General features: G+C 39.4%; 17 protein-coding genes. 11 read left to right on the plus strand and 6 right to left on the minus strand.

From position 1 onward, the window contains the following. Window positions 1-48 precede the first annotated feature (48 nt). Window positions 49-945: a LysR family transcriptional regulator gene (locus AC2G3J_RS04360; RefSeq protein ID WP_336951984.1), complete on the minus strand. Its 897-nt coding sequence runs from the start codon at window positions 943-945 to the stop codon at window positions 49-51. Window positions 946-1,068: 123 nt separating this feature from the next. Here AC2G3J_RS04360 and AC2G3J_RS04365 point away from each other — a divergent pair, with 123 nt between their 5' ends. After that, complete coding sequence (locus tag AC2G3J_RS04365) at window positions 1,069-1,821, plus strand: SDR family oxidoreductase (protein ID WP_483770705.1); 753 nt, start codon at window positions 1,069-1,071, stop codon at window positions 1,819-1,821. 124 nt (window positions 1,822-1,945) lie between these two features. Here AC2G3J_RS04365 and AC2G3J_RS04370 read toward each other — a convergent pair whose 3' ends face one another. Next, window positions 1,946-3,286, minus strand: a complete 1,341-nt coding sequence (locus AC2G3J_RS04370) for a D-serine ammonia-lyase (RefSeq protein ID WP_483770706.1) — start codon at window positions 3,284-3,286, stop codon at window positions 1,946-1,948. 17 nt (window positions 3,287-3,303) lie between these two features. Next, entirely contained in the window at window positions 3,304-4,641 is a 1,338-nt protein-coding gene (gene dsdX / locus AC2G3J_RS04375) for a D-serine transporter DsdX (protein WP_419359806.1), read from the minus strand. A gap of 220 nt (window positions 4,642-4,861) precedes the next feature. On the opposite strand from dsdX, the gene dsdC reads away from it, so the two are divergent. From dsdC to AC2G3J_RS04415, 8 genes are all read left to right on the plus strand, one after another. Next, complete coding sequence (gene dsdC / locus AC2G3J_RS04380) at window positions 4,862-5,794, plus strand: DNA-binding transcriptional regulator DsdC (RefSeq protein ID WP_419359804.1); 933 nt, start codon at window positions 4,862-4,864, stop codon at window positions 5,792-5,794. A 752-nt stretch (window positions 5,795-6,546) separates the two neighbouring features. Beyond that, window positions 6,547-8,817 carry a TonB-dependent receptor domain-containing protein gene (locus AC2G3J_RS04385; protein ID WP_483770707.1) on the plus strand — a complete coding sequence of 757 codons (2,271 nt, stop codon included), beginning with the start codon at window positions 6,547-6,549 and terminating at the stop codon, window positions 8,815-8,817. A 66-nt stretch (window positions 8,818-8,883) separates the two neighbouring features. Then, window positions 8,884-9,690 carry a hypothetical protein gene (locus tag AC2G3J_RS04390; RefSeq protein ID WP_419820104.1) on the plus strand — a complete coding sequence of 269 codons (807 nt, stop codon included), beginning with the start codon at window positions 8,884-8,886 and terminating at the stop codon, window positions 9,688-9,690. Between the two features lie 268 nt (window positions 9,691-9,958). Next, the gene (locus tag AC2G3J_RS04395) at window positions 9,959-10,444 is read left to right on the plus strand and encodes a sigma-70 family RNA polymerase sigma factor (RefSeq protein WP_419359801.1); all 486 of its coding nucleotides are present in this window, start codon (window positions 9,959-9,961) and stop codon (window positions 10,442-10,444) included. Between the two features lie 7 nt (window positions 10,445-10,451). Beyond that, window positions 10,452-11,432 carry a FecR domain-containing protein gene (locus tag AC2G3J_RS04400; protein ID WP_419359800.1) on the plus strand — a complete coding sequence of 327 codons (981 nt, stop codon included), beginning with the start codon at window positions 10,452-10,454 and terminating at the stop codon, window positions 11,430-11,432. A 67-nt stretch (window positions 11,433-11,499) separates the two neighbouring features. Further along, entirely contained in the window at window positions 11,500-12,084 is a 585-nt protein-coding gene (locus AC2G3J_RS04405) for a biliverdin-producing heme oxygenase (RefSeq protein WP_483770708.1), read from the plus strand. Further along, window positions 12,081-12,545 carry a YbaN family protein gene (locus AC2G3J_RS04410; RefSeq protein WP_336951967.1) on the plus strand — a complete coding sequence of 155 codons (465 nt, stop codon included), beginning with the start codon at window positions 12,081-12,083 and terminating at the stop codon, window positions 12,543-12,545. The genes AC2G3J_RS04405 and AC2G3J_RS04410 overlap by 4 nt, the downstream gene beginning before the upstream one ends. 78 nt (window positions 12,546-12,623) lie before the next feature. Then, on the plus strand, window positions 12,624-15,332 hold the full coding sequence (locus AC2G3J_RS04415) for a TonB-dependent receptor (protein WP_483770709.1): 2,709 nt from the start codon (window positions 12,624-12,626) through the stop codon (window positions 15,330-15,332). A gap of 220 nt (window positions 15,333-15,552) precedes the next feature. On the opposite strand, the gene AC2G3J_RS04420 is transcribed toward AC2G3J_RS04415, so the two are convergent. From AC2G3J_RS04420 to AC2G3J_RS04430, 3 genes are read right to left on the minus strand one after another with little or no spacing between them, the layout of a single operon-like run. Beyond that, a complete protein-coding gene (locus AC2G3J_RS04420; RefSeq protein WP_483770710.1) occupies window positions 15,553-18,642 on the minus strand; it encodes a MexW/MexI family multidrug efflux RND transporter permease subunit in 3,090 nt (1,029 codons plus the stop codon). Window positions 18,643-18,654: 12 nt separating this feature from the next. Continuing rightward, window positions 18,655-19,758 carry an efflux RND transporter periplasmic adaptor subunit gene (locus tag AC2G3J_RS04425; protein WP_483770711.1) on the minus strand — a complete coding sequence of 368 codons (1,104 nt, stop codon included), beginning with the start codon at window positions 19,756-19,758 and terminating at the stop codon, window positions 18,655-18,657. Further along, entirely contained in the window at window positions 19,755-20,183 is a 429-nt protein-coding gene (locus AC2G3J_RS04430) for a DoxX family protein (RefSeq protein WP_483770712.1), read from the minus strand. Before AC2G3J_RS04430 ends, AC2G3J_RS04425 begins: the two co-directional genes overlap by 4 nt. Before the next feature lie 290 nt (window positions 20,184-20,473). On the opposite strand from AC2G3J_RS04430, the gene soxR reads away from it, so the two are divergent. Together soxR and AC2G3J_RS04440 are read left to right on the plus strand one after the other, a co-directional pair. Continuing rightward, window positions 20,474-20,935 (plus strand): redox-sensitive transcriptional activator SoxR, encoded by a 462-nt coding sequence (gene soxR / locus AC2G3J_RS04435; protein WP_483770713.1) that lies wholly within the window; start codon window positions 20,474-20,476, stop codon window positions 20,933-20,935. Between the two features lie 272 nt (window positions 20,936-21,207). Further along, entirely contained in the window at window positions 21,208-24,141 is a 2,934-nt protein-coding gene (locus AC2G3J_RS04440; RefSeq protein WP_483770714.1) for a type VI secretion system Vgr family protein, read from the plus strand. Window positions 24,142-24,148: the final 7 nt, after the last annotated feature.

Consider the following 24,148-nt stretch of genomic DNA (forward strand, 5'->3'; position numbering starts at 1 on the left):
AGAGAGCGCTAGTTAATCATATCCATCCCAAGCAGCGTGATTCAAACTTCAAAGCAATCGATTATCCTGAAACAATCGTACAATCCATTCGATAAAAACTTTTTGTCGTGGTGAAACCAGTGTTTTTGATGGATAAAGTAAAGAAATAGGCAGGGATGGAACAGGATAGTCAGTTAAAATTTGACAAAGTGTGCCTTGTTCTAGCTCAGATAAATAACCATAACGTGGTGCTTGGATGATCCCAAAATGCTGTTTGGCTGCTGCTGCATAGGTATTTGCACCATTGACTTGAATCTTCAACGGCAACTCAAAAACCTGTGTTTTCTTGCCTGTCAGAAACTCAAGCGGCAGTGGCTTTTGTCGAGCAGATGAATAAAATCCGACCATAAAATGTGCTTGCAGATCTTCTAAGCGTTGTGGTGTGCCATATTTTTCTAAGTATTTTGGACTGGCTAAAGTCACTTGTTGAATATCGCCCAGATGCCTGACAATTAACTCACTGTTATTGAGCTGACCTATACGAATCACACAATCAATGCCTTCTTTTATCAGATCTACATAACGGTCGCTTTCGGTGAGTTGCAACTGTATCTGTGGAAACTCTGTTAAAAAATCATCTAATTTTGGCAGAATAAAATACGCAGCAAAAATACCATGAACTGCGATTTTTAAAGGCCCTTGAGGTTTTGCATCAAGAAAATCATGATCAGACTCATTGATATAACCTAAGATATATTTGCAACGCTCATAATAAATATGGCCTTCATCTGTTGCTTTTACCTGACGAGTTGTACGCAACAATAAGCGCGTATTGAGTTGGAATTCTAATTGTTTAATTGCATCAGTCAGCGTTGAGCGTGGCAGGTTTAAGATCTGCGCAGCTTTGGTAAAACTTTGTTGTTCTACCACATTGACGAAAGCAGACATTGCATTGAGTTTATCCATACGCCATTCCAATTGTTCGATTTATTCGGATAAAGATGTCAGATTTAACTAGATTATCTGGTTTTATCTGAACAGTATCATAGACGCGATTAGAGGTATATTTTATTCCATGAGGTCATCACCATGCATACAACAGGTCAAACACAGCAAGAAAAAGTGATTTTAATTACAGGCGCTTCTCGCGGGATTGGTGCATTTACTGCCAGCTTATTGGCTCAGCAAGGCCATAAAATCATTATTAATTATGCCAGTAATGATAAAGAGGCGGAGCATGTTTTGAGCAGTATTCAAGCGTTAGGCGGAACAGCGAGTTTATTTAAAGCCAACATTAGCCATTCTAATGAAGTGACTGCATTATTTGATTATGCAATTCAAACCTATGGTCGATTGGACGTGCTGATTAACAATGCAGGGATTTTGAAATTAAGTAAGATTGAACAATTAGACGATGAAAGTATTGATCAAGTTTTAGCAATTAATATTAAAGGCCCTTTATATACCATGCGTGAAGCTGCTAAGCGACTGCAAAAGGGCGGTAAAATTATTAATTTATCTAGCAGTGTAGTGGGGATGAAGCTCGAAACTTATGGTGTTTATACTGCATCAAAAGCTGCCATAGAATCCTTAACGGCTATTTTAGCCAAAGAGTTAAGAGGAAAAAATATTACGGTAAATGCAATTGCACCTGGGCCTACGGCAACTGAACTTTTCCTTGAAGGCAAAAGTGATGCATTGATTGCTCAGTTAAGTAAAGCTGCACCTTTAGAGCGTTTAGGCACTGTAGAAGATATTGCCGCAGTGCTGGATTTCGCCGTAAATGAGGCGAGTAATTGGGTCAATGCCCAAGTCCTTCGAGTCAATGGTGGGATCGTTTAATTCCATAGGGAAAATCCGGACCCAAGTCTTTAATGGGGGGCGATAGAGGATAATCACTTTATTTATCTGCTATCGCCCCAGATTCTGATGAGATCAAGGTCTGTGAGAATCAAGGCTATACAAATTATTTTTTATAGGCTTTCGCTTGGGTTAAATATTTTTCCATTTCTTCATCTGGAACCATTCCTCCTCCAGTCCCCCAGACAATATGATTGGCATTTTCCAATTGCTGTTGGCTAAAGTGATGTAGCGCGGCATAGTCTTGATGTTGATTGGTCAAAATTGGTCCAAGCATACCCGCCAACGCAGAAGGTTCTAATTTAAGCTGTTCTGCATCATTGAGCATGCCCAAGAGTACATACATAGTTTCATCCGTTAATGTATAAAAACCGTCTAATAACCTTTGCATGGCTCGACCCACAAAGCCAGATGCTCGCCCAACAGCGAGACCATCAGCAGCAGTGATATTGTCTATACCCAGATCTTGAACTGAAATTTCATCATGTAAACCTGTTGCAACACCGAGTAACATACATGGTGAATGGGTCGGCTCGGCAAAAATACAATGTACATGATCACCAAAAGCCATTTTTAAGCCAAATGCAACGCCACCGGGGCCTCCGCCAACACCACAAGGTAAATAAACAAATAAAGGATGTTGTTGATCAACCAAAATTTTTTTTTGTTCTAATTGCTGTTTTAAACGTTGCCCAGCAACTGCATAACCTAAGAATAAGGTTTGTGAGTTTTCATCATCGATAAAAAAACAGTTTGGATTTTCTAATGCTGCTTTTCGGCCCTGTTCCACGGCAACACCATAATCTTCAGCATATTCAACTACTGTGACATTGTGCGCACGTAACTTATCTTTTTTCCATTGACGTGCATCTGCTGACATATGCACAGTCACATCAAAGCCTAATTTTGCACTCATGATGCCAATAGAAAGGCCTAGATTTCCAGTAGAACCGACCGCAATACTGTATTGACTAAAAAACTGTTTAAACTCTGGACTATTCAGTTTTGCATAATCATCTTCAATGTTTAGGCGTTGTGCTTGAATCGCAAGCTTTTCAGCATGACAAAGCACCTCATAGATGCCACCACGGGCTTTGATTGAACCCGATATTGGAAGATGACTGTCTTTTTTAAGCCATAATTGACCATGGATCGCTTGCCCAAAATGCTGTTCCAACTGTTGCTGCATTTGAGGAATAGCTGTCAGTTCGGATTCTATAATACCTTGGGATACTACTGTTTCTGGAAAAGCTTTCATCAAATAGGGTGCAAAGCGTGTCAAACGTGCACTGGCATCATCAATATCTTTTTGCTTCAACCCGACATAGGGCAGCCCTTCTACCAGTGAGGTAAAATTGGGATTAAACCATGCCACTTCTTTGAGTGCGATAAGGTCTTTAACAATCGGGTATTGGGCAATCAGCTGATGAATCTGTTGAGCGTTCATAAAATACTCCTAAAGGCTTAAATAAAATGAGAAAGCAGGAAGGTGCAGCCCAATGCGGTGAGCGAGGCAAGAAAAGTTGCAGAGGTATAGTATTTAAAGGTTTCGTTTAATGTAGCACCACAGTATTGTTTGACTAACCAAAATAAAGAGTCTGTCACAATGGTAAAACCGATGGCACCTGAACCAATCGCAATCGCCATGATCTCGGGACTAATATTAGGGTAGAGCGTTAACATCGGTGCAACGATAGCGGTTGCACCCATCATTGCAACAGTTGCAGAGCCTACAGCTGCATGTAAAATCAGAGCAACCAACCACGCAAGTAAAATTGGATGCATATGCAAGTGGGAAAGCGTGACTGCCATTGAGTCAGCTAAACCACTGGCTTTTAAAATACTGTTAAATGCACCGCCAGCCCCAATGATGAATAGGATGTTGGCAATTGAAGAAAAAGAGTCTTCGGTGGCTTTTAATAAACTTCCCATCTGCATATTACGGCGTAGACCGAGGGTGTAGTAAGCAACAAATACCGCAATAAACATCGCGGTGATCGGATTGCCGATAAAGCCTAAAATGTGTGAAAGCTGAGTGGATGTATGATTATTTAATTCAGCCACTGTTTTGATTAACATTAACCCGATTGGAAGAAATACCGTAAATAAGGTGATTTTTAAAGAAGGTAAGTTGTGTTCTTCTTTTAAGGTAAGCTTTGAAAATTCGACAGGTACGGCTTTAAACGGTAAACGTTGACCAACTAATTTTAAAAACAATGGGCCACCAACCAGTGCAGCGGCTAAACCCACCATTAAGCCAAAAATAATCACGGTACCGACATCAGCCCCTAGTTTATTGGTGACATAAAGTGCGGCAGGGTGAGGCGGTACCACACAATGTACAGCCATTAATGCGGTGCATAATGGAATCGCCAATTTAAACAAAGAGGTTTTGGTATGCTGCGCTATAGAAAAAGCCAAAGGAATTAATAAAACTACACCAACTTCTACAAATAAAGTGATACCACAAAATAGCCCAATCAGCACCATGACCACATCACTGGATATCCAGTGACATCGTTGCAAAGACAGGGCGATACGTTCAGCAGCACCAGAGATTTCCATCATTTTGCCGAGAATAGTACCCAGTGCAATGACTGTGGCAAGGAAACCCAAGGTGCTTCCGATCCCATTTTCAATTGCATTGACCATATCCAGTAATGGCATTTTCATTGCTACACCGACAAAGAAACTTGCCAGAAGTAAAGCTAAAAAGGGATGCAGTTTAAATTTTAAAATAGTGAAAATAATTAACCCGATACTGGTTAATAATATACCGACATCCACGAAATTGGTTTCCATACCATATATCTCTGTGACAAAAGTTGTTCTTGGTCTATTGAAGTTAAACCAGAGAAATCCGTCAAACGATGATATTTGATCTACGGGTTAAAATAATTCACTTGAAAAATAAATCCTAAATAAATTTTGATTTTTAAATGATTTATACGTTATTTATATGGGCATAGGACAGCAAGAAGCATGTGATCAATCATTTTGTTTCAGCAAAAAGGAAAAATGCATGACCACCGCACATAAAAATCTAACTGGTTTTCAGCTCTCAAAACTGTATACATTTGAAGTTGCGGCAAGACATGAGTCTTTTGCACTCGCCGCTGAAGAACTGTCTTTAACCCCAAGTGCGGTAAGTCACCAAATTAATTTGTTAGAAAAAGAACTTAATATCAAACTGTTTTTACGTTTGCATCGTAAAGTAAAGTTAACCACTGAGGGACAGCGGATTTTAGCTGCTTTACAATTTTCATTAGACTCGTTAAATGTTGAAATTAAGGCACTGCAAAATCAGCAACTTGTCGGCTCACTCACGATTTATGCGAGACCATCGATTGCTCAGTGTTGGTTAGTGCCCCAATTGCCTGATTTCATCCAACGCTATCCATTGATCCAACTTTCAGTTTTAACGGGTAATGAGGATGTAAATTTTCAACGTAGCGGAATTGATATTGCGCTTTATTTTGACAATCAACCGTCTTTTCAGTTGAATTATCAGTATTTAATGGACGAATATATTATCCCCGTATGTAGTCCGGCATATGCTGAAAAATTTAACCTCTACGATCATCTAGACAACTTAAAAAACTGCACATTGCTGCATGACTGCCAAGCATGGAGTAACGGCACAGGCGCAGATGAATGGAACAGTTGGACGCAGCACTTTAATGTAAATATGGATCATTCTTCAGAGATGAGTTTTGACCGATCTGATCTGGCTTTAATAGCTGCTAAAAATCACTTGGGTATTACCATGGGGCGTAAAAAGCTCGTAGAAAAAGACTTAGAAAGTGGTGAGTTGGTAATGCCATTTAAAAATATGTATTTAAAATGCGATCAGCATTACTATATTACGTCATTGAAAAATAATGAATTACCTAAAGTTAAAGCATTTAGTGACTGGATAAAAGCACGAGCAAACTCAGAGATTGGGTATCAATGAAAAAGCTTTGAATAAAAATAACAAAATCAATTTTACGCTAAAACGTAAAAATTAATTTTTTGCCGTTAGAACTTTTATAAGACTTGATTATTATGGTTAATAGACTTCTTTCATAAGTCCTTTTTAAAACCATAAATCAACATAAAAGCGCCCTCATCCTAGCCTTCTCCCAAAGGGAGAAGGAACTTTCAATACCAATATGATTCACTCCACATGATCATTATTTGATTTATGAAAGATCTTTAATATTTGAGTGTTTATATTTTAATAACGCTAATCTAAATAAAAAATTGAACAAAGCTAAATATAACGAGAAATTAAAGAGATATAAAAAGGAAAGATGCTATAAGTTTTTATATTATAAAAATAGAATAATTGGGGTGGAAAAGCTAAACGGAAAATGACATTGTAAAACTATAAACAACAACAAAATATACGAATTCTAAGGCAATAAGATCATCCAAAAATACAGATTCTCACTTAAAATCATGTACAAATTTTGATAAAAGAGTTAATTTTTAATTATAAATATTTATTATTTTTCAATATCTTAATTATTTTTTTTGATGCTTTAAAATACATCTGGTAGTACTGTTATTGTAAATGATATTGTTATTGATTATTATTCTCATTTGATAGATTGTATGTGTATATTTGTAATCCATGTTTTGACTCCCGATTTGAACATATTGGATGAGTCTAAATATACACATTTAATGATGATTAATATCATTTAATAAGGTTTCTCCCTCATGAATTTAAACCCTGTTGCGCTATATAATATAGCCAAGTCTGATACTGTGGTTTTAAAACCACGTTATTTGTCATTATGTTTGCTTGCGTTAATGACAGCAAGCATCACTACGGTAGGCTATGCAGAAGAGAATAATTCCGAAAAGCGTAAATTGGAAAAGAATGAGAATGCTTTGACGACGATTACGGTCTATGCCGAATATAAAAATGATGCGCCTGTTTCTCGAACTTCAATCAACCGAGAAAACATGGATAAGACGGGCGTAACCGATATGGCCGGTATAGTGAAATATTTGCCTTTGGTCAATGCACCGTTTTCCGTTGGAGGGAGTGGAACATTTTTTGATGGTACTGGCACCAGTAGTTATAACATCCGTGGTATAGATGCAAATCGAATTGGCTTAGATGTAGATGGGATAGATTTAGCAGAGGCAACAGTAAGTACTTATATACCACCTAAAAGCATGAGCAAGCGCGGTGCTGGTCGGGATTATATTGAACCAGAGATGTTTACCAGTGTCGATATTGTTTCAGGAACAACTGATGTATCAACAGATGGTATTGGTGGTCGGGTTTCTTTTAAAAATAAATCACCAGAAGATTATTTGGTTGATGGTAAAACCGCCGCTGGAACATTAAAAGCAGGTTATAGCTCTGCGGACAGCGCATGGTTAAGTTCTGTGACAGGCGCTGTCGGCAATGATAATCTCAAAGCACTTGTGGCTTATGCACATCGTGAGGGGAGTGAAACTAAACCAAATTCAAAAACGGCAGCTTTTCCAGCAGATTGGACCTCGGATGCAGTGCTTACCCGATTATTGTGGAATCTATCTGACCAACACCAACTCAATTTTACTGCGGATTATTATAAGAAAAAGTCTGACACAGATAATATTGCAGCCGATTTATTCTCTAATTTTAAGAGCGATGCAAAACAACACCAAGATATAGATCGAACACAATTGAGTATTGATCATATTTATCGACCGAATGACTTTGTGCTCTTTGATACATTAAACAGTAAAATATGGTATCAGGAATCGAACAATGATACTGATACTTCATTTATGAATAGTGCGACAGTTGCACGTGATTTTTCAACCACTTATAAAGAGAAAAATACTGGTATAAAAATTGAAGCAAGCAAAGAACTTACTAACCAAAAGCTTAAATATGGCATTACAGCAGACAAGAAAGATTACGCAAGTACTAAATTAGATCTTCGTAATGGCGTTCCAATTACAAGCATATATCAAGGTAGTTATTTATTAAATTCTGAATTAAAACGTTACTCTGCTTATGTTGCTGATGATATCCGATTGGATGTATTGGGACGAGATTTAACTCTAACTCCAGCGATTCGTTTTGAACGTCAGGAGTTTAGACCTGAAATTACCTCTTATAGTGATATACAAGCCAAAGACTATAATTATGTTTCGCCAAGTTTTTCTGCAAGTTATCAGTTTACCCCAGATAATTATAGCTATTTAAAATATTCAAGAGGTAATCGTATTCCATCGCCAACTGAAATTGGCGGGATTTATCAAACAATGTTAGCTAATCCTGCTTATATTGTGGTGGGTAATTCGAACTTAAAAAAAGAAACCAGTGATGCTTTCGAAGTGGGTTTAAGAAACACCTCAATTGAAGGGATTAAATTTGATTTGACAGGTTTCTACAGCAAATACAAAGGTTTTATCGACTACTTTAACTATGGCAATACACCTCAATATCCTTTTGGCTACTATCGTGCAGAAAACTTGGCTAATGCACAGATCTGGGGTGGAGAGCTTTCAACACGAATTGACTTAGGTCAGTTTATTCCAAACTCAGATGGCTATAGTCTTGCACTTGTTGCAGGTAAAACCAAAGGCTCGGCAAAAAATAAAAATGGCGGAAAAAGTGGCGTAAATTCCGTTCAGCCAGAAAAAGGCAGCTTTACCTTTGCTTATGATGATCCAAATAAAGTCTTTGGTTTAGGTATGACTGCAACTGCTGTTGGTGGAAGGATGGCAACGCGAGATGTCAGTTCTTATCAGGATGATATCAAATATCAGAATGTGGCAGGTTATACCGTATTTGACTTATCCGCATATTGGAATGTGACCAAGTTTACCAAGCTGAACGTAGCATTGAATAACATCTTTGATAAGACCTATTGGGATTATGCTGCTGTGGGAACAATTACAGGAGCGAATCAGGCTAGTGTAATCGATCGTGCTGCTGAACCAGGACGTAATGTTGTGGCAAGTATTGAATTTAAATATTGATTTTTTAAATAGCACAATGGAAAGAATTTTTTAATTCAACAAATATTCACCTACAAGGAAACGAACATGAAAAAATTGGCGCTATGGATGACCAGTTTAACTGCAATGGCAACTGCTGGTTCAGCGATTGCTGAAACAGTAGATCAACCCAATGCTTATCAACAGGCATATGCATTGTATGTGCTTTACCATCCTAATAATAAAGAGCAGAACAGTAGCACCTTAATTAAACAATATACTCAGGACTATGCCGAATTGTTTAAGGCGAATAAAAAAGTCAATCAAGTGCAGTTTGTTCAATACGAGCAAGCTCGTTTAGAGCCATTACTTAAACAGCGCCGTGAAATGTCAGAAAAACAGGCGCATGTACGTTATGGCATTCTCGATAATAATAAAGACCAGAAACTGACTTTAAAGGAATTTCAGGAGACAGGTTTAAAAACCTTTAATGAGTTTGATAAAAACTTGGATGGTTTAGTAAATGCAGAAGATGCCAAATTAGCGGGCAATAGTAATGCAACGCATGATGGATTACGTATGAAACTACCAATTTCAATGCCAATGCCTAGCAACATCAACGAATTTATTAGTCAATATGGTCAAGGGAAAAACTATGTAACGCTTGGAGATTATCTAACAGCGCGTGACAAACAATATTTTGCAACCGATGCGAATGGTGATCATATTGTCACTGAAAAGGAATATGTGGATGAGTTTATGCAACGTTTTGATGCCAATATTGCAACAGGTAAAGTCAAAATGCAGGAAACGGCAGCACAACAATTTCAAGTGATTGGTAAAGGTAAAACAACAATTCAAGCCAGTGATATTCAAAAATTTGCTAAAAATATAGATCAAGCGATTAGCAAATAAATTATAGTCAATACCTAATAAACAGTTTCTCGGTCATCTTGAGGATGATCGAGAAATTTTTTTATTTAAAAGTGATAAGTTTTTGATAAAATTATAATAATTTTGAATTAAATTTTGTTTAAGATTTACCATATATCCCATTCGAGTATGTTGCGTAGTCTTATAAATAAGTTGGATAAATTAAAAAATTAATTAAAAGGGCAAACAGAGCGCTCATTTGCTTTATTTTTTGCTATGATATTGCTAATAATTCTCATTATCGTTAAATATGTCTGATCCTATTAGCATGCTATATCGTCATCACCATTCTTGGTTATATCAATGGTTAAAACGTCGCCTCAACCATAGTGAAGATGCCGCTGATTTAGCCCATGATACTTTTCTGCGTATCTTAAAGCGTAAAGATGAATTGTATTTTGATCAGCCGCGTGCAATTTTAACCACAGTTGCCAAGGGAATTTTGATTAATTGGTATCAACGTAAATCGATTGAAAAAGCCTATTTAGAGGCGATTTCAAGCAGACCTGAATATGATGAAATTACACCTGAGCAAAAAATATCAGCAATTGAATCTTTATGTTTGATTAATCAATTACTCAATCAATTGCCTGAGCGCCAGCAACAGGTCTTTATTTGGTCACAATTAGAAGGGTTGACCCAACAGGAAATTGCAAAACGCTTAAATATTTCTACCCGTACGGTAATGCGTGATCTGGTCTCAGTGTTGAGCCAATGTTTAGCTGTTATGGATTAATGCCTGCATGTTGCATGATCAAATTTATCGAGAAACAGCGCAATGGATCATTAAAATCCAACACGCCCCCCTAAATGAAACTGAACAGCTTGAATTTGAAAAATGGAAACAGCAAAGTTCCCAACACCAAGCTGCATGGTCTAAAGCCGAACGCTTATTGTATAGCCTTGAGGAATTTCCCGAAGATGGGCAACAGCTGATTCAGCAAGGCAAGAAAAATGCCCAATTTAATTTAACCAAACAATTGTTGCTTGCCTGTTTTCTGTGTTTTGGCAGTGTCATGCTATGGAACTCGGATTATCGCTATAGATGGTTATCGGATTATCGTACTGCGGTGGGTCAGCAGAAACAGCTTGAACTGGAAGATGGGACACAACTTCAATTAAATACCCATACGGCTTTGGACGTGCGTTATACAGCACATCAACGTATTGTAAAATTACATTATGGTGAAATACAAATACGTACGGCCAAAGAAAAAAATCATGCTTATCGCCCATTCTTGGTCGAAACTGAATCGGCAAATCTGCAAGCACTTGGCACTGTATTTAATGTTCAGTATTTCAACAACAGTGAAAATCAAACCTGTCTAGGCGTCATAGAAAGCGCAGTGAAAGTCAGTTTGAACCAGTCCAAACACATTAAAATTGTCCATGCTGGTGAGCAGCTCTGCTTTGATGATCGTAATTTCAAAGCATTACAAAGTTTAGATCCGAATATATTGGCATGGAAAAACCACATGGTCATGGCTTTTGAAATGCCATTGGAAAAATTGCTTCAAGAGATTGGGCGCTATCAACATCAATATATAGACATTGACCCTCAATTGAAGTCGTTAAAAGTTTCAGGTTCATATCCAGTCAATGACTTTGGCACCTTACAAACAGCATTGCAATTCAGCTATCCAATCAAAGTAGAACGTTATTTCGGGGATCGTGTGTTGAGTATTCAGCCGAAACCTGAAAATCAGAAAAGTAAAAATAATTAAGAAATGATGTCAGTTTTTACAGACAAGGCGGGTAATACAGTTAAACCAAACAAACTGGAGAAAATTGATGAGCACCTCATTCACACTCAACCGCCTTGCATCTCGTTTAAAAATAGAGACAGCCAGTCAACATGAATATATGCATCAATTAATGGAAAAAGCCCAAGTATTTAAAGACGTCGCACATTATGCAAAATTTACTTTGTCACAGTATTATTTTCAAAAAAATGTCGAATATTTATTTCAACATCCCAAGGTTGCAGCCTTGATTTCTGATTTAGATATTCGTGGACGTTCGCAAGCAGCTTACTTAGACCTACAAGACCTTCAGATCGAACCAGAATCGTTGGCCTTGGTTACTGAAAAGATCGGCTTTCCTGAAGCGCTGGGTTGGATCTATGTATCTGAAGGTTCTACGCTGGGTGCAGCATTCTTATTTAAACAAGCGCAACAAAGTTTGGGGTTTTCCGCAGATTTTGCTGCGAGAAATTTAGCTGCCTATCCAGAAGGGCGGGCCAAAGTCTGGAAACACTTTATTGAGGAACTTGATCAGGCTGACTTTACTCAAGATGAGCAAGATCGCGTCATTTACGCTGCTCAACAAGCCTTTGATTATTTTGGCGCATTATTAAAAGACATTCATTCAACATGAAGAAAGCGTCTTCTGTCAGCAATCACACCCAAGGCAAAGACTTAACGCTGTTAGCGTCTTTGCCAGTAACGCCATCCGCAAATTTACATTCATCCTCAGTGGTGCGTGTGATCTGCATCATCTTGGCAATTTTATGTCTTGTTCTCGCTGTGGTGGGCATTGTATTGCCGGGGATCCCAACTTTTGATTTCCTCTTTTTAGCAACGATTTTTGCCTCAAAAGGTTCAGCACGCTTGCATTGTTGGTTACATCAAAATCGTTATATTGCAATGTTGCTCGCACAGTATCGTGGCGGTTTTAAACAGATTTCGCGTTCACGTAAATGGATGATGACATTGAGTATTTTATTCGGTACGACCATGTTAATGGTGTCTTCACTGCATTTGCACTTAAAACTTAGCCTGCTGGTCATTTTGCTGATTGGGTTGATCGGGATTTGGACCAGACCAGAAAAAATATAAATTTTCATGTCATGTTTTAACAATTCACTGGGTAATGATTATTGAAAATGAAAATCATTCACAAGTGTGGGCGTTCCTATGAAGTTTAAAAAACAAACTCTAGCCATGTTAATACAGTGCTTTTGTATCAGTGGTGTTTATGCACAAATGACTCCAAATGTTTCAATGGCAGCGAAAAAAGCGCCAGAAAAATATTATCAAATTTCAGAGAATCAGTTGGGCTATGTGTTATCAAGTTTTGCAGCACAGTCGGGTATTGCCTTAAGTTATGATGCAAATATTTTAAAAGGGCTAAAAAGTAAAGGAATTACCGGGCATTATAGTGTAAAGCAAGGCTTCGATTACTTGCTTGCAGATCACCCTTATCGGGTAGAGCAGCAAGGTTCGACTTATGTCTTAATCGTTAAATCTGGCTCAGCTAAACCGAATACAGATAAAAACACTGCGATTGCAAATACAAGCACTCCGTTAAATAACCCTTTGCTTTTCAATAATACGGACAGTGATGTTGTTACGCTTCCTCAGATTAAAGTCAATGCTGTACAACAAAAACAAAAGGTCAATACAACACAGCTGAATCGTGAACACATTAGCCGATTTAGAGGCACGGGGAATGGCGATGTGTTTTCTGATATCGCTGGCGTGCAAGTCAATAGCCTACGTAACGAAGCGGGTGCAATTGATATTGGTATCCGTGGAGTACAAGGTGAGGGGCGTGTCCCTGTAATTATTGATGGTAGCCTACAATCCAGTCATACCTTTCGAGGCTATCAAGGAGAGAGTGACCGAACTTATATCGATATGGATTTGATTAGTCAGATTGAAGTCGAAAAAGGCGCATCGCGAGCGAAATTTAGTGTGGGCGGTATTGGCGGAATCGTGAAAATGCGTACACTCAGTGCAAACGATATTTTGCTGCCTAATCGTCAATCAGGTGTCATGCTAAAAGGCAGTTTTTATAACAATAACAAAGCACCACAGACCTCAGATAATGAGCGTGAGCAGATGTCTTATCTGCTTCGTAATAAACTGTCCTCGAATAATTTTCAAAATGGCGCTGGCACAATCGCTGCTGCTTATCGGAATGATGTATTCGATCTGGTGGCTGCTTATAGTAAACGGGAAGTCGGTAATTACTATGCTGGAAAACATGGCATTGATTATTATGAAGCGCGAGATATTGTTGATGTTGGACCCGGTCAAGAGGTGGTAAACACCAGTTATAAAAGTGATTCAGGCATCATCAAAGCGGGTATGAATATTACAGACGAACATCGTGTTGAAGTGAATATGCGCCGCCATATGCAAAAAGCGGGTGAGGTCATGGCTTTTTATTGGAATAGATCGCAAGTGATTGATCCCAACTCTCCACCTTGGGGATACATCGATGGTGATTATGTTCTACCCAAATATATAGAGGGCGCATATACCATGCCACAATGGTCCCTTGGAACCGCAGCGATTAATGCATTCAGTGCCAACTATACCTATAAGCCCAAGAATAATCAGTGGTTTGATTTAGAGTTAGGGGTTTGGCATACCAATGCCAAATATCGCCAGCACAATGGTATGCTTGGTATTGCGAATTCACAGTATGGTGATCAATATTGGGGGAGTTTTCAGGACTACCGTAGCGGGATTAATTTAGAAAATACCAGTAAAATTGATGCTTTAACCTTGAATTATGGTCTGACATATGATGAGCAACGGATGAAGCCACAAAATCTTATTGATAATGAAATCGCACGTGATGGATTACGTCAGGAATCCTCTCTATTTCTCAATGGCGATTATCTCTTTAAAGATTTTACTTTGAGTTTAGGCAGCAAATGGCATAAGGCAAAAATTAAGGATTATGGAGACCAGTATGTCGCAATGAGACCGGTCGCCAATTCAGATTTAAATGACAAAGGCTATGCGCTTCGAGACTATGACGGAAAGATCGACTGGATGGCGCAGCTGAATTATCAGTTGCTGAATGGTATTGATGTCTATGCAAAACTTTCCAATATGTACCGCAGTCCAAGTTTGTTTGAATCGACAGTTTCCAAACAAACCTTTAGTTATGATCCAGATTTGCCGATTAAATCAGAGAATTCTCGTCTTGTTGAGTTTGGCTTTATTGGGCACAACGATAACGTTTTCACTGAAGCAGATCAGTTAAAATTCAATATCAATTATTTCCGTAATCAAACCCAAAATTTCCTGACCCAAGGAGTACAACGTAAAGATATTGTTAATGAGATTACGCCTGATTTTATTTTGCCTTATACCACCTCCTATACTTTCCTAAATTATGAGCAAGTTGTATTGAAAGGTTTAGAGTTTAGTCTTGCTTACCATCATCCAAGTTTCTTTGTAAACATGAATGGAACTTTATATCAAGCACCGAAAGTATGCCCAGCGACGAAAGATGATTGTAATGAGGTCGGTGATTCTTGGAGTTTGATTTCAACACGCTTGCCACCACGTAAACTTTTTAATATGAGCTTAGGCAAGAGTTTGTTTGAAAATAAACTTAATGTGGGGGTACGTGCTAGATATCATTCTGAAAAGAAAAATCCTAAAGGTTGGTTACAGGGTACAGGGGTGAGTGGGCGTGCGGTGACCGAAATTTCTTCGGAAACCTTAGTTGATATTTTTGCGAGCTATAAACTGAATCCAAATCTAAATCTCTCGTTTAATGTTGATAACTTAACCAATCGTTATAACTTTGATCCTGGTACAGTGATTGGTATGCCGATTCCCGGCCGTACCATCAAAGCAGGGTTCGAAATGAGATTCTAGAATCATAAAACAATCAAATCGGCAAAACTCAACTGTAAAAATATGAGTGAACCATGTCGTTAAAAATCAGTCGCTTTAAATCAGTGGTTAGAATCACGCATTAAAAAATTGATAAAGTTCTATAGATATAGAACTTTATCAATAAAAAATTATATTCAAGCGATCTGATCATACACAGAAGCTTAGACAGCAGCATGCTGGATGTTCAACCCATTCAACGTCATGATTTTTGCTCATGTTGGTCAATCTGTTGTAGCTCGTGTAAACGGCTAGAGTGAAGGTCTTGATTGTGTTGACGAGCCAACAGACTGTAAATAGTAGGTAAGACAAAAAGCGTAAAGAAGGTCCCGATCAACATACCACAAACAATTACAAGCCCTAGACCAAAGCGACTATGTGCGCCAGCGCCTGTGGCAAAAAGAAGAGGAATCAGCCCAAACACCATTGCCGCCGTGGTCATCAAAATTGGACGTAAACGAATTTGAGCAGCTTTTAGAATAGCCGCTCGCCGATCTAAACCTTCATGAACTTGTAATTCATTGGCAAACTCAACCATTAAAATACCATGCTTACTAATCAGTCCAATCAGTGTGACTAAACCAATCTGAGTGTAGATATTGACTGTGGCAAGTCCAAAAGCCAAGGGGATTAATGCGCCACAGATCGACAGCGGAACCGTAATTAAAATAATAAATGGATCCACTAGGCTTTCATATTGAGCGGCTAAAACCAGATAAATCACAATCAGCGCGGCTAAAAATGCAAACATCAAAGCGTTACCTTCCTGTACATACTGACGTGCATCGGCTTGCCAGTCGTAACTAAATCCAGTCGGTAATTCAGAGGCAGCCTGTTTCAGAAAACTTAAAGCTTGACCTAAGGAAATCCCAGCGGCGGGGATTGCCTGAAAAGTTGCAGCATTTTGTTGATTAAATTGAGTGAGTTTATTGGGTTCTACCTGTTCACTTAGACTGACCACAGTCGATAAGGGAATCAGTGTACCTTGGTCGGTACGAATAAACTGTCGTGTCAGTGCTTGAGCTGTCACACGTTGTGTATTGATGCTTTGAGGAATCACATCATAGGCACGACCTTGCATACTAAAACGATTGATATAATTCTCACCAACCAATGTCGCCAAGGCTTCGCCGATATCTTGCATACGAATACCCAGACTATTGGCTTTGGCCCGGTCAACCTCGATTCGAATCACGGGGTTATTAAAGTCTAGATCACTGTCGACCACCACAAAAAGGCCACTTTCACGGGCTTTTTGCTTGATGTTCTGCATCGCCTGATAAATGGTTGAATAGTCTTGTGCACTACGTAACACCATTTGTACGGGTAAACCACCTGTTGAACCGGGAAGCGCAGGATTTTGGAATACAAAAATACTGCTGCCTTCTACATCACCAACTTTGGCTTGAAGTTGCTGTTGAATTTCATCCGCAGAATGCACTCGCTCAGACCATGTGGAAAGGGTTGTTCCACCAAAACTTGATGCAGGCCCATCTGTACCATTAATAATCCACGTGGTACTGGTTTCAGGGAAAGTCCAGAAGATTTCATCAAGTTTTTGATTAAAGTGTTCAGCATAATTCAGATTGGCATGTTGTGGTGTTTTGATGGCTGCCAATACACTGGCTTGATCTTCATTGGGCGCCAATTCTTTTTGAGGAAGTTGGTAAAGCAATGGAAGGCTAATAAAAATAGCGATCGCAAAAACCACTGTGATCCAACGATGATGTAAGGAAAAATTGAGCAATTTACTGTAAAGCTGAGTCAAATGTTCAAAGAACCATTCGGCTGCTTTTGCCATTTTACCTTCTTGCTGTTTGGATTGAAGTAGAAATGAACTCATAACAGGAGACAGGGTTAAGGCAATAATCCCTGAAACCAAAACTGCGCCCGCTAAAGTAAAAGCAAATTCTTTAAATAAGGAACCAGTCAATCCACCCATTAAACCAATCGGAGCATACACTGCGGCCAGTGTAATGGTCATTGCAATTACAGGGCCTGCGACTTCTCGTGCCCCGATCAAAGCTGCTGTAACTGGGGGTGCTCCTTCTTCAATATGCCGATGGACATTTTCAACCACCACGATTGCATCATCTACAACCAAGCCTATGGCGAGTACCATGGCTAAAAGTGTGAGTAAATTGATGCTAAAGCCACATAACAGCATTAAACCCAAGGCACCTAACATTGACAGTGGAATTGTCACTACAGGGATCAAGACACTACGTAAAGAACCTAAACACAGATAGATCACCGCAATAACAATAATCAGCGCTTCGATAAAAGTATGTAAAACTTCATCAATAGAGGCATCAATAAAACGGGCTGTTTCATAGGCAAGATTAACTGTAACCCCCGGTGGCAAAGTTTTTTTGATCTCAGGCAATTTATCTTTAATTCCCTGTACGATCACCAAGGGGTTGCCTGTAGGCGTCGCTTGTAGACCAACAAAAATTGCAGGTTTACCATCCATAGAGGCACTTGTTTCTGTCGAAGCAGCGCCAAGTTCAACTGTTGCCACATCTTGTAGACGAATTAGATTTTGAGCATCATTGCGTATCACCAGATTTTTAAAGTCCTGAATACTGGTGAGATCTGTGGAAACATTGACATTTGAAACCACCAATTCGCCTTTGACCTGACCCGGTGCGGCTTGATAGTTATTTTGACGGATCGCATTGGCGACATCGGCGGCAGTTACCCCACGACTGGCCAAACGATCGGCATCCAACCAAATCCGCATAGCCAAACGCTGACTGCCATAGGTCTGTACCTTAGCAACGCCATCAATGGTAGACAGCATGGGCTCTACCACCCTAGACAAATAATCGGTTAATTCAGCCAAGGACAGTTGTTCGCTGGAAAATCCGATATAGGCAACATCGGTAGATTCACCTGAAGAACGTTCAATGACTGGATCAAATGCCTGTTCTGGTAGTTTGTAACGGACTTGATTAACCTTTGCCATCACCTCTGTTAATGCTTGGGTTGAGTCACGATTTAATTGCATGCGTAAGGTTACAGCACTACGACCTTGTACAGTAGAAGAACTGAGATAGTCGATGCCTTCTACCGAAGACACTGCTTGAGCAATGGGTTGGGTGACAAAACCTTGCATAAGCTCAGCAGATGCACCGGGATATTCTGTATTGATACTTATCGTTGAAGTTTCAAGTAAAGGATACTGTCGGATAGGCAGTTTATTCAGGGAAAACAAGCCCGCCAGCAAGATCAAGGTGCTGACGACCAAGGCCAATACAGGGCGTTTTACAAAAAGGTCAGTAAATTTCATTCGCTTATCTCCCTAGACTTTGGGCTTGATCGAGGAAGGTTGGGGATGCTCAAGTGTATTTATGGTCGGCTCAACTTGCATACCATCACTTAATTTAAGTTGTCCTGATACAACAACTTGATCACCTGCTTTGAGCCCAGATTTGACTACAACTTTGGCTTGATGGCGCTCACCGAGCACTACCGCCACACGTTGCACAATCAGCTTGTTCTGGTCTTGTTTTGCAAGGAAGACAGTATTGCCATAAGCCGTATAGGTAATTGCAGTTTCAGGAACGACCAAGCTTGGGCGTTCAGATTCTTGGATGTCTAATTTGGCATACATGCCCGGTTTTAACTGTTGATCATGGTTATTTAAAATTGCTTGCCCCTGCACAGTTCGCGATGTTGTGATCATCGGTTCGATTGCACTGACCACAGCTGTAAAGGACTTTTCAGGAAATGCATCAATTTTGAGTTGTACAGATTGTCCGATTTTCAACCTTGCTGCCAATTGTTCATCCAATGTGAAATTGGCAAGAATTTGTCGAAAGTCGACCAGATTAGCAATACCAGTGCCTGCCTCTAAATATTGTCCTTGATGTACTTGGCGTATTCCCATGACACCAGAAAAGGGGGCTCGAATCGCTTTCTGTTTTATGCTGGCTTGTAGCTGTTGGATTTCTGCACGCGTCATATCTCGATCAGCCAATGCGGTATCCATTTCTGCCCGTGAAATCGCATGACTATCAATCAAAAGTTTGCTGCGGTGATAGGCCATTTCGGCTTGTTTCAATTTGGCTTGCAAGCGACCTAATTGAGCTTGTTCCACATCGGTATTGAGTTGAACCAGTATTTGACCTTGTTGAACAGCTTGTCCAGATTGGAAATAAATCTGTTTGATCATACCTGTTGTTTCTGTAGACACTTTGACTTGTCGGATTGCTTCCAACTCACCAATACTGGAAAGTGTCTGTGGAATACTTTGTTCGACCACTGTACTCAAGGCCACTTTGACTGGAGGGTAAGCGCCAGATTGATGCGTTTCACTGGAACGAGAATTTAAATAAAAATAGATTGCGACACCCACGAGAATTAACGTGAGCGCGATTAGAAAAAGCCATTTGTTATTTTTCATGCGACAACTCCAAGGTTGCGGAGTTGTTGTCGCAAATGACTGGCAATGGTCAGCGCTAAAAGACCGCCAATCACTGAAATATGTTCAAGTGCAAAGTAAAAGGCGATATTGGCTTGAAGACCAGTCATGTTCCAAAAGTGATGCACAATCACAATTGTCAGTGCTAAAAATACGGAAAGAATCAGTGTGCCAAACCACATATGTCGCTCAAATAAAATACAATAAGCGCCCACAAGCAGAATCAACGCAGAAGCATAATTAAATAACCACGCCGGCTCTAGACCAGCCGCCTGCATTTCCAAAAATCCTGTTTCAACAGCAAGAATTTTACTAAGTCCTGAACTTAGAAACAGAAGCGCAAGACAACATCTGCTGATGGCCCACAGCCATTGGCTTTCTAAACTTAATTTAATGAAATATGGCATGAGAATATTTCCTGAAGAAATAAGACTGGATGATTAAAACCTTTAAAATGAATAGCTTGTTGTTACTCGTAACAGCTGTGGCAAGCAGTCTAAAACCTCAAGTTATATTTAGGTCAATGGGCTTTGATCAGAAAATTTGTAGAGGGATAAGATTTTTATAATGGCTTAAATTGGCGATAACGTTTTTTGTATTTTGAGTTGTAATGATGAAAAGCCATGGCAGCTAAGATCAATTGACAAATGTACTTTGCTGAATTATAAAACCTCAAGTAATGTTGAGAAATATCAATATGCAGGCAGAAGAAAAAATTGATTTTAATCGAATGATGACAGTAGGAGAGGTGGCTAAACGGAGTGGTGTAGCCGTTTCAACCTTGCATTTTTATGAGTCGAAAGGACTAATTAAAAGTATTAGAACAAATGGAAATCAGCGTCGTTTTCCATCAATTGTCTTACGTTATATTGGAATTATTAAGGTTGCACAAAAAGTCGGAATTTCTCTGGAAGAAATTAAAAATGCATTAAGTGTTTATCCTACGGGAAGCAAATTAACCGCAGAACAATGGTCAGTGTTATCATCGCATTGGCGTAAGGATTTAGATGAGCGTATTCAAAAACTAACACGTTTAAGAGATGAAATGGATTGGTGTATCGGTTGTGGTTGTTTATCTCTAAAACAATGTCCTTTACGTAATCCAGAAGATGTATTGAGACACGAAGGATCTGGTCCCCGTATTTTAGAGCGTGAATAAGAACCCAATATTAATATTATATACGTTTGATATTTTAGCTTTTTATCTTGAGCTGTTGATCACTTATGTTTGGTGAAAAAACTCTAAGCGCGCTTTCAAGTTTTTAATCAGTGCAAATGACCATTATCAATAATGATATTGAGCTAAAACGGGCATATTCAAAACCTAGTGAGTGTTGTGTAAATAACCAATAATAAATAGACAGGTCTGTATAGACAGTCCACCTAACTTTTTAGTAGAATACATCACAATTTAAAATTAAATAATAATGCATGTCTAACAATATTTACGCTGCTTTGGAGCAGCTTGGCTTATCAGCACAAAAACGTGCGATTCACGTACAATTTTCTAATTCGGCGTTGAGCCAACAAGTGTTCCTACAACGTATCGATGGAACACATCAAATCAATGAGGGTGTTCGGCTCCAACTCATCTGTCTTGCAACGTCAGCAACTATCCCTTTAAAAAGCTTTATTGGAACTCAAGCTGCGATTGATATCGTCACAGATAAATCTGAGTTAACCCGTATTTCAGGAATTGTGACCCAAGCCGATATTGGCGCATCTGATGGTTCTCTTACCATCTATCGTTTGACTGTAGAAGACCCAACAGCACTTTGGAAACATCGTAGAAACTCTCGAGTATTTATGAATAAGTCGGTTGTGGATGTGATCCAGACCGTGTTTCAAGAATGGGCACAACGCAGCCCACTGTTTGCCTCAAGTCTGAGTCTAGATAAGAGTGGCTTAAGCAAAGACTATGATGTGCGTCCATTCATTATGCAGGCATCTGAAAGTGACTTTGACTTCCTGACCCGTTTGATGAGAAGTGAAGGGATTAACTGGCTGATCGATGAAGCACAACTTAAAGTGTCGAGTTCAACAGAACAAATCCAAGCACAAAAGCTTCGTTTAATCGATGATAATTCGCAATTTAGTGCCTTAGAACGCCGCAATATTCGCTTCCATAGAAGCAGCGCCGTAGAAAAAACTGATTCAATTACCAATTTTATTGGTCAGCGTTCCATTCAACCGACTTCAGTGTATATCCAACGTTGGCAAGCTGATGTATTGGATATCGATGAAGGCGCTGGCAGTGTCCAAAGTAAACATAGCCATAGTGAAAATTATGACAATGCCAGTCTAGCTTTAGAACAAGCATGGCACTTTAGCCCTGCATGGATACAAGACCTTAATGGCGAAGATGGTGCAACGCCATCGAGCAACAGTCAGATTGAAAAGTTTAATCAAAACCTCAGTAACTACTACGATTCACAAGCCAAACAATTTACAGCAACGTCAACAGTGCGCGATGCACATGTTGGTTATTGGTTTGAACTGAATGAACACCCTGAGATAGATCAACACTCAGGTGCAGACAAAGAATTTTTAATCACGGCTAAAAGCTTTTATAACCAAAATAACTTACCTAAAGATCTCACCGATCAAGTCACAGCTTTAGTCCAACAAAGCAATTGGCAAACAAGTCAAATCACCAGCAACACGAGTGATGAACGTCAAGCCAGCAATTTAACCATTCAACGTCGTAATATCAGCACGGTTCCAGCCTATAACCCATTACAACACCGACCGGTTGCATCACCACAACGGGCCAAAGTGGTGGGGCCAAGTGGAGAAGAAATCCATGTCGATGAATGGGGGCGTATTAAAGTTCGCTTCCTGTTTAGCCGTAATGAAGACAATACCCATGATGGCGGTGCGGGTTCCAATGACAATGACACAGATTCAGCGTGGGTCGATGTCCTGACCCCATGGGCAGGCGAAGGCTATGGTGCGAGGTTCTTACCGAGAATTGGTGAGATTGTCGTGATTGACTTCTTTGATGGCAACATTGACCGTCCATTTGTGGTTGGGCGCATCCATGAAGCACAACGTCATCCAAGCAAGTTTGATGACAAAGGTAAACTGCCTGACACCAAGAAACTGGCAGGAATAAAAAGTCGAGAGTATCAAGGCAGTGGCTACAATCAACTGAGGTTTGACGATACTACTGGCCAAATCAGCAGCCAGTTACAGAGTAGTCATGGCGCCAGCCAACTCAACTTGGGCAAACTGAGTCATCCAAAAGACAAAGCAGAAAGTGATGATCGTGGTGAAGGTTTTGAACTTCGTACTGACCAATGGGGGGCCGTTCGCGCAGGGCAAGGTTTACTGCTTTCGACCTATAAACAAGACCAAGCCAAAGGTGATCACCTTGATTCAGAGCTTGCCAAAAAGCAACTTGAAGGTAGCCAGACCAACAGTAAAGCCTTAAGTGATATTGCCAAGAATCAAAAGACGGATGAAATAGAATCGATTGAGCAACTAAAAGAATTTACAGAACAGCTCGAGCAAAAAATTGCTAAATTTAATAAAGCCTTGCTTTTATTAAGCTCACAAGATGGGATTGCCTTAAGTACCCCTGAAGATATTCATATCTCCGCAGATTCGCAGATCAATCAAATTGCAGGCGATAGCATCAACTTGAGTACGCAAAAGAATTTGATTGCACACGCGCAAAACAAACTCAGTTTATTTGCTGCTCAAGGTGGCATTAAAGCCATTGCAGCGCAAAGTAAAGTTGAAATTCAGGCACAGTCAGATGCTTTAGATGTATTTGCCAAGCTGGGGATTACCATTTCATCTACTGATGACAAAGTAGTGATTAGTAGTCCTAAAGAGGTTGTGATTACAGGTGGTTCATCGCAAATTGCACTGAATAATTCAGGAATTTTCCCAAAAACAGGTGGAAAGTTTGAGGTGAATGCTGGGCAGCATGTGTTTAAACCTGGAGCGCATATCAATACTTCACAGCAATCATTGAAGTCAAATAATGCCAAAGGTGTGTTGGAGCTTTTCAATAGCTATATTCATGGTGAGGCGATAAAACAAGGGAAATTTAAAGTAGTTGATGTTAAGGGTAAAGAGTATCAAGGCGTGCTTGATGATAAAGGTTTTGCACGTGTTACAGGTATTGTTCCTGGCTCAGTTAAAGTATTTTTTGAAGGGGATCAAAGAGACCCTTGGGCTGAAACTAGCGATTTAAAAAGACAAGCTGAATGGCCAACAGTACAACAATTAGAAGGTTTTAATCCAGATATGATATTTAATTCGATTTCAAAAATGAAAAATACAAGATCAGATGTGTCTAAGGCATTTAGTAATGCTTCAAGTTTGGTAGCTAATCTTCATAAATTAAAAAAATAAGGAATAA

It is taken from the genome of Acinetobacter legionensis (assembly GCF_057165765.1).

What these genes read in the sequence shown, in the direction of transcription:
- AC2G3J_RS04360 (WP_336951984.1), bottom strand. Translation starts at nt 945, where the DNA reads ATGGATAAACTCAATGCAATGTCTGCTTTCGTCAATGTGGTAGAACAA.
- AC2G3J_RS04365 (WP_483770705.1), top strand. Translation starts at nt 1,069, where the DNA reads ATGCATACAACAGGTCAAACACAGCAAGAAAAAGTGATTTTAATTACA.
- AC2G3J_RS04370 (WP_483770706.1), bottom strand. Translation starts at nt 3,286, where the DNA reads ATGAACGCTCAACAGATTCATCAGCTGATTGCCCAATACCCGATTGTT.
- dsdX (WP_419359806.1), bottom strand. Translation starts at nt 4,641, where the DNA reads ATGGAAACCAATTTCGTGGATGTCGGTATATTATTAACCAGTATCGGG.
- dsdC (WP_419359804.1), top strand. Translation starts at nt 4,862, where the DNA reads ATGACCACCGCACATAAAAATCTAACTGGTTTTCAGCTCTCAAAACTG.
- AC2G3J_RS04385 (WP_483770707.1), top strand. Translation starts at nt 6,547, where the DNA reads ATGAATTTAAACCCTGTTGCGCTATATAATATAGCCAAGTCTGATACT.
- AC2G3J_RS04390 (WP_419820104.1), top strand. Translation starts at nt 8,884, where the DNA reads ATGAAAAAATTGGCGCTATGGATGACCAGTTTAACTGCAATGGCAACT.
- AC2G3J_RS04395 (WP_419359801.1), top strand. Translation starts at nt 9,959, where the DNA reads ATGTCTGATCCTATTAGCATGCTATATCGTCATCACCATTCTTGGTTA.
- AC2G3J_RS04400 (WP_419359800.1), top strand. Translation starts at nt 10,452, where the DNA reads ATGTTGCATGATCAAATTTATCGAGAAACAGCGCAATGGATCATTAAA.
- AC2G3J_RS04405 (WP_483770708.1), top strand. Translation starts at nt 11,500, where the DNA reads ATGAGCACCTCATTCACACTCAACCGCCTTGCATCTCGTTTAAAAATA.
- AC2G3J_RS04410 (WP_336951967.1), top strand. Translation starts at nt 12,081, where the DNA reads ATGAAGAAAGCGTCTTCTGTCAGCAATCACACCCAAGGCAAAGACTTA.
- AC2G3J_RS04415 (WP_483770709.1), top strand. Translation starts at nt 12,624, where the DNA reads ATGAAGTTTAAAAAACAAACTCTAGCCATGTTAATACAGTGCTTTTGT.
- AC2G3J_RS04420 (WP_483770710.1), bottom strand. Translation starts at nt 18,642, where the DNA reads ATGAAATTTACTGACCTTTTTGTAAAACGCCCTGTATTGGCCTTGGTC.
- AC2G3J_RS04425 (WP_483770711.1), bottom strand. Translation starts at nt 19,758, where the DNA reads ATGAAAAATAACAAATGGCTTTTTCTAATCGCGCTCACGTTAATTCTC.
- AC2G3J_RS04430 (WP_483770712.1), bottom strand. Translation starts at nt 20,183, where the DNA reads ATGCCATATTTCATTAAATTAAGTTTAGAAAGCCAATGGCTGTGGGCC.
- soxR (WP_483770713.1), top strand. Translation starts at nt 20,474, where the DNA reads ATGCAGGCAGAAGAAAAAATTGATTTTAATCGAATGATGACAGTAGGA.
- AC2G3J_RS04440 (WP_483770714.1), top strand. Translation starts at nt 21,208, where the DNA reads ATGTCTAACAATATTTACGCTGCTTTGGAGCAGCTTGGCTTATCAGCA.